The sequence below is a fragment of the Mucilaginibacter sp. 5C4 genome (assembly GCF_034345625.1).
GTDB lineage: Bacteria > Bacteroidota > Bacteroidia > Sphingobacteriales > Sphingobacteriaceae > Mucilaginibacter > Mucilaginibacter aurantiaciroseus.
Window position 1 is genome coordinate 828,773 of sequence record NZ_CP133775.1, and the last position, 16,935, is coordinate 845,707.

14 protein-coding genes are annotated in these 16,935 nt (G+C 43.2%); 9 read left to right on the forward strand and 5 right to left on the reverse strand.

Going from position 1 to position 16,935, the window contains the following annotated elements; all coding sequences use genetic code 11:
• Window positions 1-8: 8 nt before the first annotated feature.
• The 4 genes from RHM67_RS03875 to RHM67_RS03890 form a co-directional block, all read right to left on the reverse strand.
• Window positions 9-3,005, reverse strand: coding sequence for a TonB-dependent receptor (locus RHM67_RS03875; RefSeq protein ID WP_322230748.1), 2,997 nt, complete (start codon window positions 3,003-3,005; stop codon window positions 9-11).
• 258 nt (window positions 3,006-3,263) lie between these two features.
• Window positions 3,264-6,149: a ligand-binding sensor domain-containing protein gene (locus tag RHM67_RS03880; protein WP_322230749.1), complete on the reverse strand. Its 2,886-nt coding sequence runs from the start codon at window positions 6,147-6,149 to the stop codon at window positions 3,264-3,266.
• A gap of 254 nt (window positions 6,150-6,403) precedes the next feature.
• Window positions 6,404-7,366, reverse strand: coding sequence for a rhodanese-related sulfurtransferase (locus RHM67_RS03885; protein WP_322230750.1), 963 nt, complete (start codon window positions 7,364-7,366; stop codon window positions 6,404-6,406).
• A gap of 144 nt (window positions 7,367-7,510) precedes the next feature.
• Window positions 7,511-9,991 (reverse strand): DUF5686 family protein, encoded by a 2,481-nt coding sequence (locus tag RHM67_RS03890; RefSeq protein ID WP_322230751.1) that lies wholly within the window; start codon window positions 9,989-9,991, stop codon window positions 7,511-7,513.
• A gap of 131 nt (window positions 9,992-10,122) precedes the next feature.
• Here RHM67_RS03890 and kbl point away from each other — a divergent pair, with 131 nt between their 5' ends.
• The 6 genes from kbl to RHM67_RS03920 are packed head-to-tail and all read left to right on the forward strand — an operon-like array spanning window position 10,123 to window position 14,068.
• The gene (gene kbl / locus RHM67_RS03895; protein WP_322230752.1) at window positions 10,123-11,313 is read left to right on the forward strand and encodes a glycine C-acetyltransferase; all 1,191 of its coding nucleotides are present in this window, start codon (window positions 10,123-10,125) and stop codon (window positions 11,311-11,313) included.
• Window positions 11,314-11,356: 43 nt separating this feature from the next.
• Window positions 11,357-11,629: a DUF6364 family protein gene (locus RHM67_RS03900; RefSeq protein ID WP_322230753.1), complete on the forward strand. Its 273-nt coding sequence runs from the start codon at window positions 11,357-11,359 to the stop codon at window positions 11,627-11,629.
• A complete protein-coding gene (locus RHM67_RS03905; protein ID WP_322230754.1) occupies window positions 11,610-12,035 on the forward strand; it encodes a PIN domain-containing protein in 426 nt (141 codons plus the stop codon). Before RHM67_RS03900 ends, RHM67_RS03905 begins: the two co-directional genes overlap by 20 nt.
• Window positions 12,035-13,069 carry a phenylalanine--tRNA ligase subunit alpha gene (gene pheS / locus RHM67_RS03910; RefSeq protein WP_322230755.1) on the forward strand — a complete coding sequence of 345 codons (1,035 nt, stop codon included), beginning with the start codon at window positions 12,035-12,037 and terminating at the stop codon, window positions 13,067-13,069. The genes RHM67_RS03905 and pheS overlap by 1 nt, the downstream gene beginning before the upstream one ends.
• Window positions 13,070-13,483, forward strand: coding sequence for a hypothetical protein (locus RHM67_RS03915; RefSeq protein ID WP_322230756.1), 414 nt, complete (start codon window positions 13,070-13,072; stop codon window positions 13,481-13,483).
• A 3-nt stretch (window positions 13,484-13,486) separates the two neighbouring features.
• Window positions 13,487-14,068 (forward strand): TetR/AcrR family transcriptional regulator, encoded by a 582-nt coding sequence (locus tag RHM67_RS03920; RefSeq protein ID WP_322230757.1) that lies wholly within the window; start codon window positions 13,487-13,489, stop codon window positions 14,066-14,068.
• A gap of 4 nt (window positions 14,069-14,072) precedes the next feature.
• Here RHM67_RS03920 and RHM67_RS03925 read toward each other — a convergent pair whose 3' ends face one another.
• The gene (locus tag RHM67_RS03925; protein ID WP_322230758.1) at window positions 14,073-14,459 is read right to left on the reverse strand and encodes a hypothetical protein; all 387 of its coding nucleotides are present in this window, start codon (window positions 14,457-14,459) and stop codon (window positions 14,073-14,075) included.
• Window positions 14,460-14,541: 82 nt separating this feature from the next.
• On the opposite strand from RHM67_RS03925, the gene RHM67_RS03930 reads away from it, so the two are divergent.
• Genes RHM67_RS03930 through creD form a run of 3 tightly spaced genes read left to right on the forward strand, consistent with a single transcriptional unit; the run spans window position 14,542 to window position 16,884 of the window.
• A complete protein-coding gene (locus RHM67_RS03930) occupies window positions 14,542-15,174 on the forward strand; it encodes a hypothetical protein (protein WP_322230759.1) in 633 nt (210 codons plus the stop codon).
• The gene (locus RHM67_RS03935; RefSeq protein WP_252757646.1) at window positions 15,171-15,476 is read left to right on the forward strand and encodes a winged helix-turn-helix domain-containing protein; all 306 of its coding nucleotides are present in this window, start codon (window positions 15,171-15,173) and stop codon (window positions 15,474-15,476) included. The genes RHM67_RS03930 and RHM67_RS03935 overlap by 4 nt, the downstream gene beginning before the upstream one ends.
• Before the next feature lie 52 nt (window positions 15,477-15,528).
• Complete coding sequence (gene creD / locus RHM67_RS03940; RefSeq protein WP_322230760.1) at window positions 15,529-16,884, forward strand: cell envelope integrity protein CreD; 1,356 nt, start codon at window positions 15,529-15,531, stop codon at window positions 16,882-16,884.
• The last annotated feature ends 51 nt before the right edge of the window (window positions 16,885-16,935 follow it).

Consider the following 16,935-nt stretch of genomic DNA (forward strand, 5'->3'; position numbering starts at 1 on the left):
TAATCAGATTAAAACGTAACGTTAACACCAAAGTTATAAGTAGCATATAGTGGGTATACGCTGGCATCAATACCAGTGCTGCCCGGGCCGCCACCAACTTCTGGGTTAAAACCTTTGTATTTAAAGAAGTTTAATGGGTTTTGCGCGTTCGCGTAAACTCTTAAACGTTTTATGCCAATCTTAGTTAACAAAGCGCTTGGCAGGGTGTAACCCAATTGCGCGTTCCTAACCCTGAAATAAGCACCGCTTTCTACATAGAAAGAGTTTGGCGCCGAGTTGCTTGTGTTACCAACATTTGCTGATGGATAGGTAGTTGAAGTACCCGGCCCGTGCCAGCGGTTGTCATAAAAATCTTTAGTATAGTTTTCGTTACCAAAGCGGTAAGCCACGTTTGCATTGTAAATATCAACACCTGCAAGGCCCTGGAAATCTAAAGCCAGATCGAAGTTTTTATAACCAAAGCTGGTGTTAAATCCGTAGTTATATTTAGGGTTAGGGTTACCTAATACAACACGGTCTTTACTGGTAATCACGCCGTCACCATCTGTGTCAGCGTATTTAAAGTCGCCCGGTTGTGCGCTGGTTTGGCCGGAGCTTGCAACCTCGGCAGCAGTTTGGAATACGCCAACAACTTTATAACCGTAGAACTGGCCAATTGGCTCGTTAACTACCGAACGGGTTGCCAATGCACCGTTAGCTATACCATCGCCACCCTGGTAAAGTGGATTTTTACCGGATACAACTTCAAGTAATTTATTGTTGTTGATGCCGATGTTGCCACCTATAGAGTAAGTAAACTCGCCTGAAGTACCTCTCCAGGTTGCAGAGAACTCAAAGCCACGGTTTTGAATTTTAGCCTGGTTGCCAATTAACCCGCCTGATGTACCAGTTGATGATGGTACAGGGATAACAAATATTGCATTGTTAGTGGTCCTGTTGTAGTAATCAGCCTCGAAAGTTAAGTGGTTGTTAAACATTGCCGCTTCTAACCCAATATCGGTACCAACACCAATCTCTAAACGTAAAAGCTGTGGTTGTACGGTGTTATAACTTGCGCCCTGGTATGGTACGCCGCCAAAAATAGCGGTTAAGTATGGGTCACGTGCGATGGTTGGTGTTAGTGGGTTATACGGGATACCCGCGTTACCTACTTTACCCCAGCTGCCTCTTAATTTCAATAGATCAAATACATGCTGATCTTTCATGAAATCTTCTTTGGTAATAACCCAGCCTGCACCAATTGATGGTAAGGTGGTGTGTAAGAAATCGCCGTAGAATTGTGAAGCAGCATCATCACGGATGGTTGCATTCAACAGGTACTTGTCTTTAAACGCGTAGTTAACACGGCCAAAGTATGATGATGCTGTGTTTAACGAACCGCCATCTGTTGAAGTACGATTTGTACCAAGCGACAAATACATGTTTTCGTCACCACCGCCCGGTACGTTTTCTGCACGGCCGTTAAAGGTGTAGCCTTGGTTGCGTTGAGCGGTTTGACCGGCTAACACGGTTAACCTGTGGTCGCCAAATTGGTTTTCATAGGTTAGTGTGTTTTCAACTATCCAGTTGCGGGTTTCTGTCCTGTCCTGGCTAAGTACGCTTGTTGTATTACGCTGTTTTAAAGTAGCAACGTAAACAGGGTTGTAGTTTTTAACCTCGGCCTGTCCAAAATCGCCACCTAAGCTTGTTTTAAAGTTGAAGTGTTTTAGAAAGGTTAACTGCGCGTAAGCATTACCCGTAAAACGGAAATTTGTTGATTTTTGGTTAAAAAAATCAAGCGATGCCTGCGGGTTGTAGTTGTTACCATCACCCAGGCTGTAGTCACTTGGGTCGCCATAAGTGCCATCGGCGTAGTAAACCGGTACTACTGGTGCTGCGCCATAAACCTCGTGGAATATGCCACCCGGGATATCTTTTGATTTGCTGTATAAACCGCTTGCGCTGATACCTAATTTTAGGTTTTTGTACGGCTGATAATCATCAGTTAAACGCATGGTATAGCGTTTATAGTTGTTTGTTTTGATGTTACCATCCTGATTAAGTATACCTAATGATAAGTTGTAGCTCGATTTTTCGGCACCACCGTTTATAGAAACCTGGTGGCTTTGTACAAATGCATCACGTAAGATCTGTTTAGACCAATCGGTACCTGTTCCGTAGCTTGCAGGGTCGCTAAACAATGCTGTAGAATTATTGCTTGCGTAAAGCTCGTTGATAATGGTAGCATACTCGGTAGCATTAGCCATTTTTACCGGGTTGGTAACTGATTGCCAACCTGCGTAACCGTTATAGTTAACAGTTGTTGTGCCTTTTTTACCTTTTTTGGTAGTTACCAAAACAACACCGTTTGCCGCCCTGATACCGTAGATAGCAGTACTTGATGCATCCTTAAGGATACTCATGTTTTCGATATCCGACGGGTTAAGGAAGCTGATATCATCATACCAAACACCATCAACCACGTATAGTACATTGGTGTTACCGTAAATGGTACCGGTACCACGTATAACTACTTTAGGTGAAGCACCCGGCGAACCCGAATTAGTAATTTGCACGCCCGCTACTTTGCCTTGTAAGGCGCTTAGCGGATTGATAGAAGCTTGTTTTGAAATTTCCTCGCCTTTAACTGAGGCAACCGAACCGGTAACATCAAGTTTGCGTTGAGTACCGTAACCGATAACTACCACGCCTTGCAGTTCGTTAGTAGCGCTTTGTAGTTTAACGTCTATATTAGTACGTCCGGCAATTAGAATTTCCTGTGTGGCGTAACCTAAATAGGATACCTGCAGTGTTGTGTTTGATGCGGCATTTACTGAGTAAACCCCATTAACATCAGTTTGGGCGCCGTTTGTGGTACCTTTTACCGCAACTGTTACGCCTATAAGCGCTTCACCGGTTTTTGCATCGCTAACTTTACCTTTAATAGTAACGTTTTGTGCAAATAGGGCAGTTGAGAAAAAAGTAAACAATAGGAGCAAGCCCGAGATTGTGTAAATTCTCTTCATAGTGGTTAATAAATTTTTAAGTACTGGTTTAATTGGTTGTTGAAGCCTCGAAGTTGAGGAGATAATACAATTTTAGCAAATAATGCAACTCTACATTAATACATCAACCTTAAAATACTTTCACAAATTTTTTAAGAAGAAAATATAAACAATTGATATAATGTAAGTTAAGAAACAATTTTATATGCTTTGTATACTACAAACCCTATGCATGCATAGCAGTAGTGAAATGGGGGTATGAGAGGTAATGATGTAGTATTATAACTCGATGAGAAACTCTACCAGGTTTTTATCATGCTCTAAATTGAGCTTTTTACGCAGGCGGTAGCGCCTAATCTCCACGCCACGGAGCGATATGTTCAATAATGATGCCATCTCCTTGCTGTTCATGTTCATGCGCAGGTAGGCACAAAGCTTTAAATCGTTGGGTACCAGGTCGGGATGGCCTTGTTTAAGTTTCTTAAAAAAGTTTTCGTGCGCTTCGTTAAAACTGTTCTCAAAAACGTTCCAATCGCGGTCATCGCTCATACCTTCTTCAATAACTTTGTGAATCTTTTTAAGCTGATCGTCTGAAAGCTTTTTGCCGCTGCTATCTTTAAAACGGTCTATTTCATCGCTTATTTTTTGCAGCAATTCGTTCTTGTACACGATGTTCATGGCGGAGTTAGCCAGCTCGCGGCTTTTGCTTGCAAGGTCGGCCTGTAGCTGTTCGTTTTTAATAGTTACAATGTGTTGCTCGTTTGCAATGGCCTCGCGCTGTAAAAACTCCTCTTTTTCGCGCTGTAGTTTTTCCTGGATCTGGTGCTGGTGGCGTTTCAGTTTAAGCAAATAATACTTGCGGATAGCAATGTAAAGCAAAGTGGCCATCAATAAATAAAACGTAATGGCAATTTTGCCGGCGTACCATGGCGGCAAAACCTCGAAGGTAAAAGTAGTTACACCCGATACATTTTCGTCGTTAATTTTAGCGCGTACCTTAAAATGGTAAGTGCCCTGGTTAAGGTTAGTAAACTCTTTTTGGCTTTGCGCGCTCCACTCGCTCCACTGGCGCGAGTACCCTTCCAGGTAATACTGGTACTTAATTTTTGCCTGTTTATAATACGGCAGAGAATAAGAGATGCGGATGTTGTTTTGATGATAAGGGATGGCTATCTCGTTATCATTACTGTTCATATCCGTTATTATCTGTGTTTTATCGGTAATGTTTTCAACCTGCCGTATCAGTACATCGGGCAGTTTAAAGTTGGGCTGCCGCGATGTGTTTTTATTATTCACAATAACAAAACCATCGTCTACACTTATGAGGTAGATCTGGTTGTTGATCATACTGATGTTCTCATAATTCTGCACCATTTGGCCATTAAGACTGCTAAAACGGTTCGAGTCGATAGTGAGTTTACCCGGCACTGATAGGTCTGCCAGGGCAACCCGCCCATGGTTTATAAACCAGTACTTTTTACCGATAGCAGCTATTACCTTATTTGACGATGAAAAGGTTTTAAGCGCTTTATTAAGCTGCTGGTATTTGTAAAACCTGTCGGTAATGTCATCATACACATAAAAGCCAGAGTCTGACGAGAAAATGATACGGTTATCGAGGTTGAAAACACCCACATTATAACTATCGGGAAGGCCCGAGTTTTTGTCGTAATATTTTTGCGACGCTACCTTTTTATTGTCGGCAGTCAAGATTATTTTATAGATGCCTTTGTAGGCATGGCTCACCCAGATCTGGCCTTTGTTATCCTGCTCCACATACCGCGATGGTTCGGTAAAGCCTTCAATTTTATGATCGAAAGCCCAATTACCGGCGGCATCTTTATGATAAATAACCAAGCCGGTATAAATACCCTGGATCAGTTGGCCTGTATTAAATTTTTTGATGGTCCACCCACCGCTTAGGGGGTTTATTTTTGTTAGGGTATTACCGTTTACCTGAAACGTGCCATCGTTGTGGCCGCAAAGTAGTTTACCATCTTGCAGGGATAGCTCCCAAACCTGCCCCTGCGAACCGGGGATAAGTTGAAAATCAAACGACTGCAAAAGGCGCTTGTTACCGGGGATTATCCAATCACTATAATAAAGGCCTTGGTTAGTACCCAAATAGATCTTATTATTAAAAATAATGCTGGAGTAAACCGTGCCGAAGCGCCCTGTTTTGTCAAAGTAAAAGTAGAGGGGGGAGTTTACCTCGATGCGGTCAATACCGTTATCCAACCCTGCCCAAAGGTTCTGTTCAGTATCGGTATATAGGCTTAATACCGTGTTGTTTTGTAGCCCGCTTGATTTGTTAATGTGCTGCACCACGTTACCCGCGGTATCAATTATGACAATGCCATTTAAGATAGTGCCGTAAGCAAAGTACTTACCTGGGATAATGGCGCCGTTGTTTAGCTGATAGTTTTTCAGGAAATCGTTCGCCTGGTTTTGCCATGGTTTTATGGTGGCACCATCGTACAAAAACAAACCGTTTTTAGCAGTACCGATGAGGTATTTGTTATTGGAGAATGGCAGGATCGACAGCACCCGGCTGCCTAAAATATTGCTGCCTGCTACGTATATCAGTTTGTTGTTTTTAAGTTCGAACAGGCCTGCATCAACCTGTTCAACAAAATAGCGGCTGCCGGTTTTGAAAAGGAATAGAAATGGTGTAGGCGCCTTTATAACGTTTATTTTACCGTTGGCGTAAATGTAGATAGAGCCAAACGACTGAAAAATAACCCTATCCTTATCTACATAGATCTTCCAGGTTTCTTCGTTTACCGGCTGGTATTTTTTGGGGACAAGGTGGGTGAGCGAATTATATTTAAGAAAACCTTTTTTGTTGTTTTTCCAATAGCCAAATTCGCCAAACCCGCCAGAGTAGATCTTGCCTTTTCCATCAGCCGCTACCGAGCGAACGATGAGGCCATTGGGCATCCGGTTTAGCTGCCAGTATTTACCATCGAACGATAGCAGGCCTTCGTCATTACCAAAGTACATAATGCCGTGCTCATCGCGCGTTATCGACCAGTTTTGATTTCCCGACTGGTACTGTGCCTTAGTGTAATTTTGTACGTAAGGTACACCAATGCTTTTTATATCAGCAGCTTGCACGCAAATATTTACAAGGACGAAAAAAGCAAACAGGAGGTGTTTCCGCATAAATGTATCGGCACAAAGTTAATGTGTCAAAAATACAATTTGACTTTGAATAAATGGTAGGGGAGATTTTGGCTAAAACCAATACGCTGTTTTTGTTACCCGTCGGCTAAAGCCGACGGCAATGATAGGCTGCAAAGGTTAAGCGCGTTGGTGATTTTGGTGTTAAACGAAGTGCTGAGTTATCAAATATTAATATCATTGCCGCCCCATTTATGGGCGGATGAATTGATATACATTTCCGGCTTTGGCCGAAATCATTCGCCTGCGAATTGCACAGCGCCTTTTTTAGCTGTATTTACCGGCTGGGGAACTTTTACATAGTAACCCGTGCCATCGTAAACACGCTTGCGCGGGTGCGATTGACATTCGGCGCTGCAGCATCCATCCATCGCGGTGCCGCACTCATCACACTGCGTGAAGTGTTCGTTACACTCGGGGTTGGCACAGTTGATCATCTTTGGCGTGGTTTTGCCACAGTTACGGCAGGTGGATATCACAACCGGGTTTACGCTATTTACATCAACAGAAAGGCGGTTGTCGAACACGTAGCATTTGCCCTCAAAATCTTCGCCGCCGGTTTCTTTACCGTATTTGATAATGCCGCCGTGTAGCTGGTAAACATCGCTAAAGCCTTCGTGCAACAGCAGTGCCGATGCTTTTTCGCACTTGATGCCGCCGGTGCAATAGGTCAATATCTTTTTATCCTTGTATTTGGCAAGCTCGTTGATCATCGCCGGGAAATCGCGGAAGTTCTCGATATCCAGCGTTACAGCATTTTTAAATTTCCCAAGAGAGTGTTCGTAGTTCGAGCGTACATCAAGTATCACCACGTCGTCGCGGTCTTTCATCGCCAAAAAATCTTTTGGCTCTAAATGTTTACCGGTTTGTAGCTGCGGGTTGATCATGTTTGGATCGCGCAGGCCGGAGTGTACTATTTCTGATTTATATCGGCAGTGCATTTTCACGAACGAAGGTTCGTCTACCACATCCAGCTTAAAATCAATCCCGGCGAAACGCGCATCGGCGTGCAGGGTATCCATGTAGGTTTTACAAGCGTCTTCGGTGCCGGATACGGTACCGTTAAGGCCTTCGTCGGCCACAATAATGCGCCCGGTTAACCCAAGAGAGTTACAAAATTTTAAATGATCGGCCGCAAATTGCTCGCCATCGGCTATTGTTGAATAACAATAGTAAAGTAGTGTGTTGTATTTTATCATAACCACATTGATACCGCTGCAAACGGTGTTAAATGAAGCGCAAAGATAATGTTTTGTTGTGAATGGTAAAATGGTTGATTAAGTGAGTGGTTCTAATCGGTTTAAAACCACTCACCACTTACTCAACCAACAATTCACTACGCGTTATCTCAACCCGTAAAATATCCTGAAGCCCTGGATGTATTTTTTGTTCCCGGCGTAGGAGATACCGTAATCTACCCTAAAAATAAGGCGTTGTACACCTACATAAAACTCTTTGTAGTTAGGGTTGCCCTTGGTGGTTAAATAGTTGACGCCAATTACTTCTTCCAGCTTTAATTTCCTGATCAAAGGTATTTTGTTTAGTAACGATCCGGCAAAGTTGTGTTGGTAGTGTGCTTCGAAGAACGCGCCATTTGTACTGTAGGTATAAAACGGCAGGAAGTGGAAGCTACCGATGTAGGTAGGGTCGAACGTGGTACCCTGGTTACCTAAGTAATGGTAATAATCCATATAATACAGGTTGTTGTTCCTGAAGAAATCGCCACCTGTTAATTTAAAAGAGGAGAAACCCGACAATCCTACACGGATGTTGGACTGCGCGATATCAACCGATGCAAAATCATAATCAACATCAGACCCAAAAGCGCTTTTTATACCCTTACGATAGTTAACAGTTAGCGTTGGATACCTCGACGGGATATTGAATTTACCGGTTGGCCTGGTAATATATTGCTGATCGAACGTAAAGGCGACTGATGTATTAAATGTTAATGCTTGGTTTTGCGGGAACAAGAATGAGCGGTCTTCTGGAGGTGTGCCTGCAGGTGCCAGTGGATTGTTAGAGGTAAATTCTTTATTCTTTACATCTACTAAGTGCCCAAAGGCATTATTATACATTTGGGTACGGCTGGCGTATTGCAATGCCGCCGACCATAAAATGCCATTGCTTAATTCGCGCTGGAAGCCAAAGCCCCCGTATTGCGAACGGTAATATTTTACATAGTTATTCTCGTACAGTATGGTGCTCAGTGTGTTGAAATATAGCGAGCGTGTACCTACGTTGTTCAGATCGAGCACATCGCTGCCAAAATCAACAAAAAACTTTTGGTTATGAAATGGATCGTTAAGGTACTCGGCATGCACATTGGCGCTGAAAAGCTTATTACCAAAACCATAGCGCACGGCAGGGGTGACGCTGTACGAGTGCAGGTCATCTATTTTATGGGTGTAACGCACTTTGGCATTTATACCAAACCCTTCAACTGTGTTGTAATAAAACGTTTGCAGGAATGGGAAAATGTACAGGGAATCGCGCTCGCTGCGGTTGCTTGCGCTGTAACCAAATATAGTATAAGTAAAGTAGTTGATGTTGTTTTTAGTATGCTGCAGGCTATCCAGGTAAGCATCCGTTTTTTTGTAGGCGGCAATGCTATCCTTCTTTTGATAATCGCGGGTTTCCTGCCTGGTTAAAGGTAATGGGCGAGTGGCGTTCCAATATCCCGGGGTTTTAAGATTGGCCGCGGTATCTATTTTTAATACTTCGCCATTAAAATAACCTTTGGGGAAGGTTGGGTTTAATTTATAGTTGTTGTAGATCCCCTGGTAATATCCGCCAAATTTAAACCCAAGTACCGATCCCCTAAAATTGACCTGTACCGCTGCCGGCATCCAAACGCTATCGGTTATGGGGATGTATTGCTGGCTTATCTTTAAGGTGTCAACAAGGTTTAAGCTTGCCCTTTTGTTGGTAAGCATCAGGTCTACACTGTAAATCCGCCAATCACCCTCTACAATGTACATGTTACCCTGAAAGTACTGGCCATTCTCGCGCTTGGGTATTACCTCAATTTTATCAACTGTAAGGCCGTTTTGTATGGTGCTGCCAACCAGTTTATAATTGTAATACTTAGCCGCGTTTGTACCTATGGGTGAAAGGTAAGCCCGGGTGCTTAACCCGTTTATTTTAAACACATCGTTATAAAAATTCACCTGCAGGTCTGATGCCTTACTGTAATCGAACGCGGTATTGATACCCGATTGCTTTGAAGCAATGGTAACCTCGCGCATTTTGTTAGGGTTTGCAACGTTAAGGCTTGATAGGATCTCGGTTTGGTAAAGGATGCCACGGCCGTTAGAATCCAGATCGAGTGCCTGTATCACCGCTTTACTGGTTAATGCCTTTGGCGAGCTTAAAAGCTTTTGAACCCCTTTTACATAAACCGCGCACGAGTAACTTTTTACTTCATTTAAATGCTGCTGGCGTTTGGCAATAACCCGGCTCATGATGGTATCGCCCGGGTCAAGGTTTTGTTTCCACTTGTCAGATACCTGGCTAAATTTGAAAGCCTCGTTGGTTAGCTGCATATTATGTGGAACGGGCTGGTCGGCGATGGTTATCTTTTCTACCTGTTCTGCATAACCTGTAGCGCGGTAAATAACGTTATATGTGCCGGGGCTTAGTTTTAGCTGATAGCGGCCTTCCTCGTTAGCGGTGGTGCCATAAGTGGTATTGCGGATGTACACCGATGCGAACGGCACCATCTCGTTTTTTTGGCCTGTTATATGGCCCGATAATGCGTATTGCTGTGCCGATGCGGTAAAGGCAGTGAGTATAAATATAATAAAGGGTAAGTATCTTCTCATAGGGTGTTTTACGGTAAATACTAATAGTGCGTAAAATGTTTTTGCGTGTACGTAATTTACATTAAATGTTTTGTATAACCCGTTCAATTGCTTGTTAATGTTTAATTTTGCGGCTTTAACATCTCATTATTATGTACAATACATTGCAACCGGTTTTACAGCAGGAACTTGCCGATATTGAAAGCGCCGGCCTATACAAACGCGAAAGAATTATCACCTCGCCACAGGGCGCAGATATTACCGTGCAGGGCGGGCAGGAAGTAATAAACTTTTGTGCCAACAATTACCTGGGCTTATCGGGAAACGGTAAAGTGATCGAGGCTGCCAAAAATGCGATGGATACCCATGGTTACGGCTTATCGTCGGTGCGTTTTATTTGCGGTACGCAGGATATACATAAAACACTAGAACAAAAAATAACTGCCTTTTTAGGTACAGAAGATACCATACTATATGCGGCCGCTTTTGATGCGAATGGTGGCGTTTTTGAGCCGTTGTTTAACGATCAGGATGCTATTATTTCTGATGAATTGAACCACGCGTCTATCATCGATGGTGTGCGCCTTTGTAAAGCGCAACGCAAGCGTTACAAACACGATGATATGGCCGACCTGGAAGAGCAGCTGAAAGCCACTCAGGATCTTCGCCACCGTATTATTGTTACCGATGGGGCGTTCTCTATGGATGGTACCATCGCGCAGCTTGATAAAATTTGCGCCCTTGCCGAACAGTACAATGCCTTGGTAATGATTGATGAGAGCCATTGCAGCGGCTTTATGGGCAAAACCGGCCGCGGTACGCACGAGCATCATAATGTAATGGGTAAGATAGATATCATTACAGGTACGTTAGGTAAAGCTTTGGGTGGTGCATCGGGCGGATTTACATCTGGCCGTAAAGAGATCATTGACATGCTTCGCCAGCGCTCGCGTCCGTACCTGTTCAGCAATACATTGGCCCCTGCTATTACAGGCGCATCTATTGCCGTACTGGATATGCTAAGCGAAACCACCAACCTTCGCGATAAACTGGAAAGCAATACCCAATACTTCCGCGAGAAGATGACTGCTGCGGGTTTTGATATAAAAGCAGGCGTGCACCCAATTGTACCTGTTATGCTTTACGAAGCCAAGCTGGCGCAGGAGTTTGCAGCTAAGATGCTGGAAGAAGGCATCTATGTTATCGGCTTCTATTACCCGGTTGTTCCGCAGGGCAAAGCACGTATCCGTGTACAGATCTCGGCCGCGCATGATGTAGCACATTTAGATAAAGCCATAGCCGCATTTACCAAGGTAGGTAAGGCTTTAGGGGTGATTAAATAGTTACGTATAAATTTTTTATATTTGTACGTATAAATTTATTGATATGGCAACTGCGAAATTAACATTGAGCATGGATAGGGACACTATACAAATTGCGAAGGAAGTTGCAGCCGAAAGCAATATGAGTGTTTCTAAGTTTATTAAAACCCTTGTTATAGAACTTGATAAGAAGCGAAAAAAGAAAAAGGCTGATATGTCACAATTAGCTGATTTTCCGGAATGGATGCAGCAACTAATTGTAGCAAAAGAGCCTACACCTGATTTCGATCATAAGGCATTATATCATAAGCATCTGGATGAAAAGTATGGCTTATAAAAATTTATTTATTGACTCCGATGTGTTATTAGATACAATTTTAATCAGGCAGCCTCATTTTAACACCAGTGCAGAGGTAGTAAACTTAGCTGATGGCAGTATTTATAAATTAAGCGCTTCCACCCATAGTTTATTGAATATCCATTATGCAACTAAACGAGTATTAAACGAGAAACTTGCCAGGCAAGCAGTTTCAGTATTAACAAATAGGTTTACCATTATTAAAGAAGATGTTGATTTAATTAAAGCTGCTGCCGCTTCAGCTTTCTCTAATTTTGAAGATGCCGTGCAATACTACGCTGCAATTAGTGGAGGATGCGACGTTATAATCACACGTAATATAAAAGACTACAAACAAGCTACAATACCGGTATTGACTGCCGAACAATTTTTAAGAACGTTATAATGCAATCTAAAATAGATCAATATACTGCCGAGATAAAAGCTTTCACAGCTGCCAAAGCTGATGAACTGGAATCATTTCGTATTAAATTTTTAGGTACCAAAGGTTTAATAAAAGACCTTTTTGAAGAGTTTAAAACCGTTGGCCCCGAAGAGAAACGCACTTTTGGTAAAGTACTTAACCAGTTTAAGCAATTTGCCGAAGGCAAGTATCAGGAAATACAGGAAAGTCTTAAAACTGAAATCGAAAATCCGAAATCCGAAATCGACCTTACTTTGCCCGGTGATGGTTTTGAAGTAGGTTCACGCCACCCGTTATCGTTGGTACGTAACGAGATCATCGATATATTTAAACGACTTGGTTTCGTAGTGGCCGAGGGCCCGGAGATTGAGGACGACTGGCATAACTTTTCGGCCTTGAACTTCCCGCAGGAACACCCTGCCAGGGATATGCAGGATACTTTCTTTATCCGCAAGGGTGATGGGACGGATGATATCGCTTTGCGTACACACACCTCATCGGTACAGGTGCGAATGATGGAGAATGGCAAGCCGCCGTTCCGCGCCATTATGCCTGGCCGTGTTTACCGTAACGAGGCTATTTCTGCCCGTGCACACTGTTTCTTCCACCAGGTAGAGGGTTTATATGTAGATGAGAATGTATCGTTCAGTGATCTGAAGCAAACACTTTATCACTTTGTGCAGGAGCTTTACGGCGAGGGTACCAAGGTGCGTTTCCGCCCATCATACTTCCCGTTCACCGAGCCATCCGCAGAGATGGATATCTCCTGTACCCTTTGTAAAGGCGCGGGCTGTAACATGTGTAAATACAGCGGCTGGGTAGAGATCTTGGGCTGCGGCATGGTTGACCCTAACGTGTTGGAGAATTGCGGCATCGACAGTAAAAAATATACCGGCTTTGCTTTCGGTATGGGTATCGAGCGTATCACCAACCTGAAATATGTGATCCGCGATCTGCGTTTATTCTCGGAGAACGACGTACGTTTCCTGAAACAGTTTACAACAGATATTATATAAATGAAGAATATCCCGGCACTGCTTATTATTTGCCTGCTGTTTTTAGGCTGCGGCAAAGCTGAAAGCGTAGTGCCGCGTGTACCTGTAAACGTAAAGATCGTAAAAACAGATCCACGCTATACGGCGCTTAACGCACCGGGCGGGTATGTCTATATATCGGGTGCGGGTGTGGCAGGTATTATTATTTACAGGCAAACAGATAATTCTTATGTGGCTTACGACCGTTGCAGCAGCTATCAGCCAGAGAAACTGTGCGCCATTTCTGTTGATGATACGGGCTTTACCGCTACCGACCCATGCAGCGGTTCAAAATTTTCACTTTCAGATGGGGGCCCTGTTAAAGCCCCTGCTACCAAATATCTTAGGTCGTACATTGTAAATACCACGCAATTTGAGATATTTGTTTCAAACTAATTAATGGAAGCCGATAAAATTAAAGATAGTATTAAGCGGGCAGCGCAAGATCTGTTCCGCAAATTCGGTTACCACAAAACCAGCGTAAACGAAATAGCCAAGCGTGCCAAAATCGCAAAGGCCACCATTTACAAGTATTTTGATAGCAAGGAGGCCGTTTTGCACGTTTTGCTGATGGACTATATCAAAGTAAGCGTTGACGAACTGATCAATACCAATACCCCCGATATGGACGAGGAAGCACACCTGAGCAGCCTCATCATGAAAACCTGCCGCCTGTCATACACCATTTGTAACGAATTTATAGGCTGGGATTTTATCCGCGAAAGCACCAACTCGCAGGATTTTTTGAAGAATCTATCTAACGAACTGGAAGAGTTGCTGGTACAATCATTCATCCAGTTACCCGGCATCCGCAAGCACGAGGGTTACCACCAGCGTGTGCGATTCCTCATTAAATGCAGTAAAAGCATTGTATTCAGCTTCGCCTTTACCTCGGTAAGTGATAGCGATGTGCGCAAGAATTTCGTGTCTTTCCAGAAAGAGATCTTGCCTTATTTGGTGAAGGCGGCTATATTGGTGTAGTGACCTAATCAACCTTAATAGTTATTGATCCACTTTCCTCCACTTCCCATATGGTTGCTTCATCAATATTAATTGCATTTAAATTTAAAAAGCTGTCGGCCTGCTGTAGGTAATTATCTTCTGTATCGCCAAGTCTGGGTAAAGCAATTACATCGGCATCAACATTAATTCGTGCTATCCTGTCTTTAAGTAATTTTAAAGTATCTACAGAATAAGTAGATGTTGCATCTTTGGATATCTCACCGTCGGCTTCAAATAAAAAATAGTCAATCATCAATATAGAAAAGAACTGCTTATCACGCCTATCGAAATAAAAAACCTCAGCAAACCTTACAGGAGATTGTTGAAGCCCTATTATTAGCCAATTATATATTTGTTCCTGAATGTTCATTGATAAAGATATTGAACTTTATCAAATTTTATTTGCAACTACCAATTTTAATAACTTACTTTGAATAACAAAGTACTTTTAAGTGAAAGAAAACGAAATACAAGACGAGCTTACCTCCATCCGCAGTATGATGGAGCGCTCCTCAAAATTCATCTCGCTTAGCGGCCTTAGCGGTGTGCTGGCTGGGGTTTATGCTTTGATAGGCGCGGCCGTCGGCTACAGCATCATTTACGGTAGCGGCGGCTTTTTTAGCTACCGCGAGTATGTGATGGATGATGTAAAGCGCTCGCCGGGTAATTTGTATACTTTGATTTTGGTGGCGTTGGCCGTATTGGCTGCTTCGCTTATTACAGGGGTTTATTTAACACTTCGCAAGGCAAAACAAAAAGGGCAAAACCCTTGGGGGCGCACCAGCAGGCAATTGCTGTTTAACCTGGCTGTACCATTGGTAACCGGCGGCTTATTAGTGCTTATTTTAATATCGAGAGGGTACTTTGGCATTGTGGCATCAACAACGCTTATATTTTATGGCCTGGCACTGGTAAACGCCAGTAACAATACTTATAAAGATGTACAGTATTTAGGTATTATAGAAATTGTATTAGGTTTGCTGGCTGCTTTACTGCCGGGTTATGGTTTGCTGTTTTGGGCTGTAGGCTTTGGCGTGTTACACATTGTTTACGGCAGCATCATGTACTTAAAATACGACCGGTGAAGATCCCATTTGAAAAACTCGACAAAGCCTTTGAGAACCGGCTGCGTTTGCAAATAATGAGTGTGCTGGTGGTGAACGAGCGCTACGATTTTATTTCGCTTAAGGAACTGCTTGATGCATCAGACGGCAACCTGGCATCGCACCTAAAAGCTTTAGAAAAAGAGGAGTATATTATGGTACACAAATCGTTTTTGGGCCGCAAGCCAAACACCAATTACGAGGCTACAGCCAAAGGCAAACAAGCGTTTAAACAACACCTGGATGCCTTGGAGCAGATCATAAAAAATCAAAAGAATTTTTAACTATATTTTTTTACCCATTTACTTTGTAATTCAAAGTACTTTAAATAATCAAATGATACAAGAACAACAAAACCCGCTACGCAGCATTATGGATTGGTTCAAGGAATCGATCACCGTTAAATTAGTTTTTATTGGCATACTTATATTGGTGCTTATGATTCCCTCATCCCTTATTGACGATCTGATCCGCGAGCGCGCTGGCCGGCAGGACGAGATGATAAAAGATGTGGCGGACAAATGGTCGGGCAGCCAGATGGTGAAAGGGCCGGTGCTGGTGATCCCTTACCGCAAAACCGTAAAATTTACCGATGCTGATAAAAAAGAAACTACCAAAGAGGTTATTGAAACCCTTTACGTACTGCCCGAAAATTTAAAGATAAAGGCAAACGTAAAACCCGAGCTACTGCACCGGGGGATGTTTGAAACGGTGGTTTATAATTCTACCATCCGCCTTACGGGTAACTTTGCCAAAGCAGATGTTGCCGGCGTTGCTTTAGCGCCCGGGCAGCTAATGCTTGATAAGGCCCGGCTGGAGTTCAGCATCAGCGATTTAAAAGGCCTGAAAAACAATCCGGTAGTTAATGCTGCAGGTATGCAGGTATCGGCCGAGCCATCTTTTAACAGCAAAGATGTGTTCAATAATGGCTTAAAGGCGGATATAAACCTGGCCGCTACTAAAGACGGTGCCTTTACGTTCGATTACACGCTGGACCTGAAAGGAAGCCAGGAGTTACACTTCCTTCACCTGGGTAAAACTACCGACGTAGAGGTTGATGGTAAATGGAGCACCCCAAGTTTCGACGGGCGTTACCTGCCGGATAGCAGGGTGGTAGATAGCAGCGGCTTCAGGGCCAAATGGCGCATGCTGTATTATAACAGGCCTTTCCCGCAGCAATGGCTTAATGACAATGATTTACTAAGTGGCGATAAAAAACAAGAGGATGCATCATTTGGTGTAAAACTTCGCCTGCCGGTAGATCAGTATCAAAAAATTACCCGCACAAGCAAATACGCCATCCTTATCATTCTTTTAACCTTCGTATCGCTGTTCCTTACCGAACTGATCCGCAAGCAACGCATCCATGCCTTTAACTATATTTTGATAGGCGGGGCCATGATCATTTATTACACGTTGCTGCTATCCTTCTCCGAACAGGTTGGCTACAACATTGCTTACCTTATTGCATCGGTATCAACTATCGGCCTGGTGTCGGCATTCATCGCATCATTACTTAAAAATAAGGCTGCGGCGGGCTTATTCGCGCTGATCCTATCCATCATTTACATATTCATTTTCGTGATCATCCAACTGGAAGACCTGGCCTTGCTGATAGGCAGTATCGCGCTTTTCGTCATCGTAGCCCTGCTCATGTATTTCTCGCGCAAAATAAATTGGGATAAACAATAACAAACTGTAGAGACGCGATACTTCGCGTCTCTTTTTAAAATTTTAAAACAT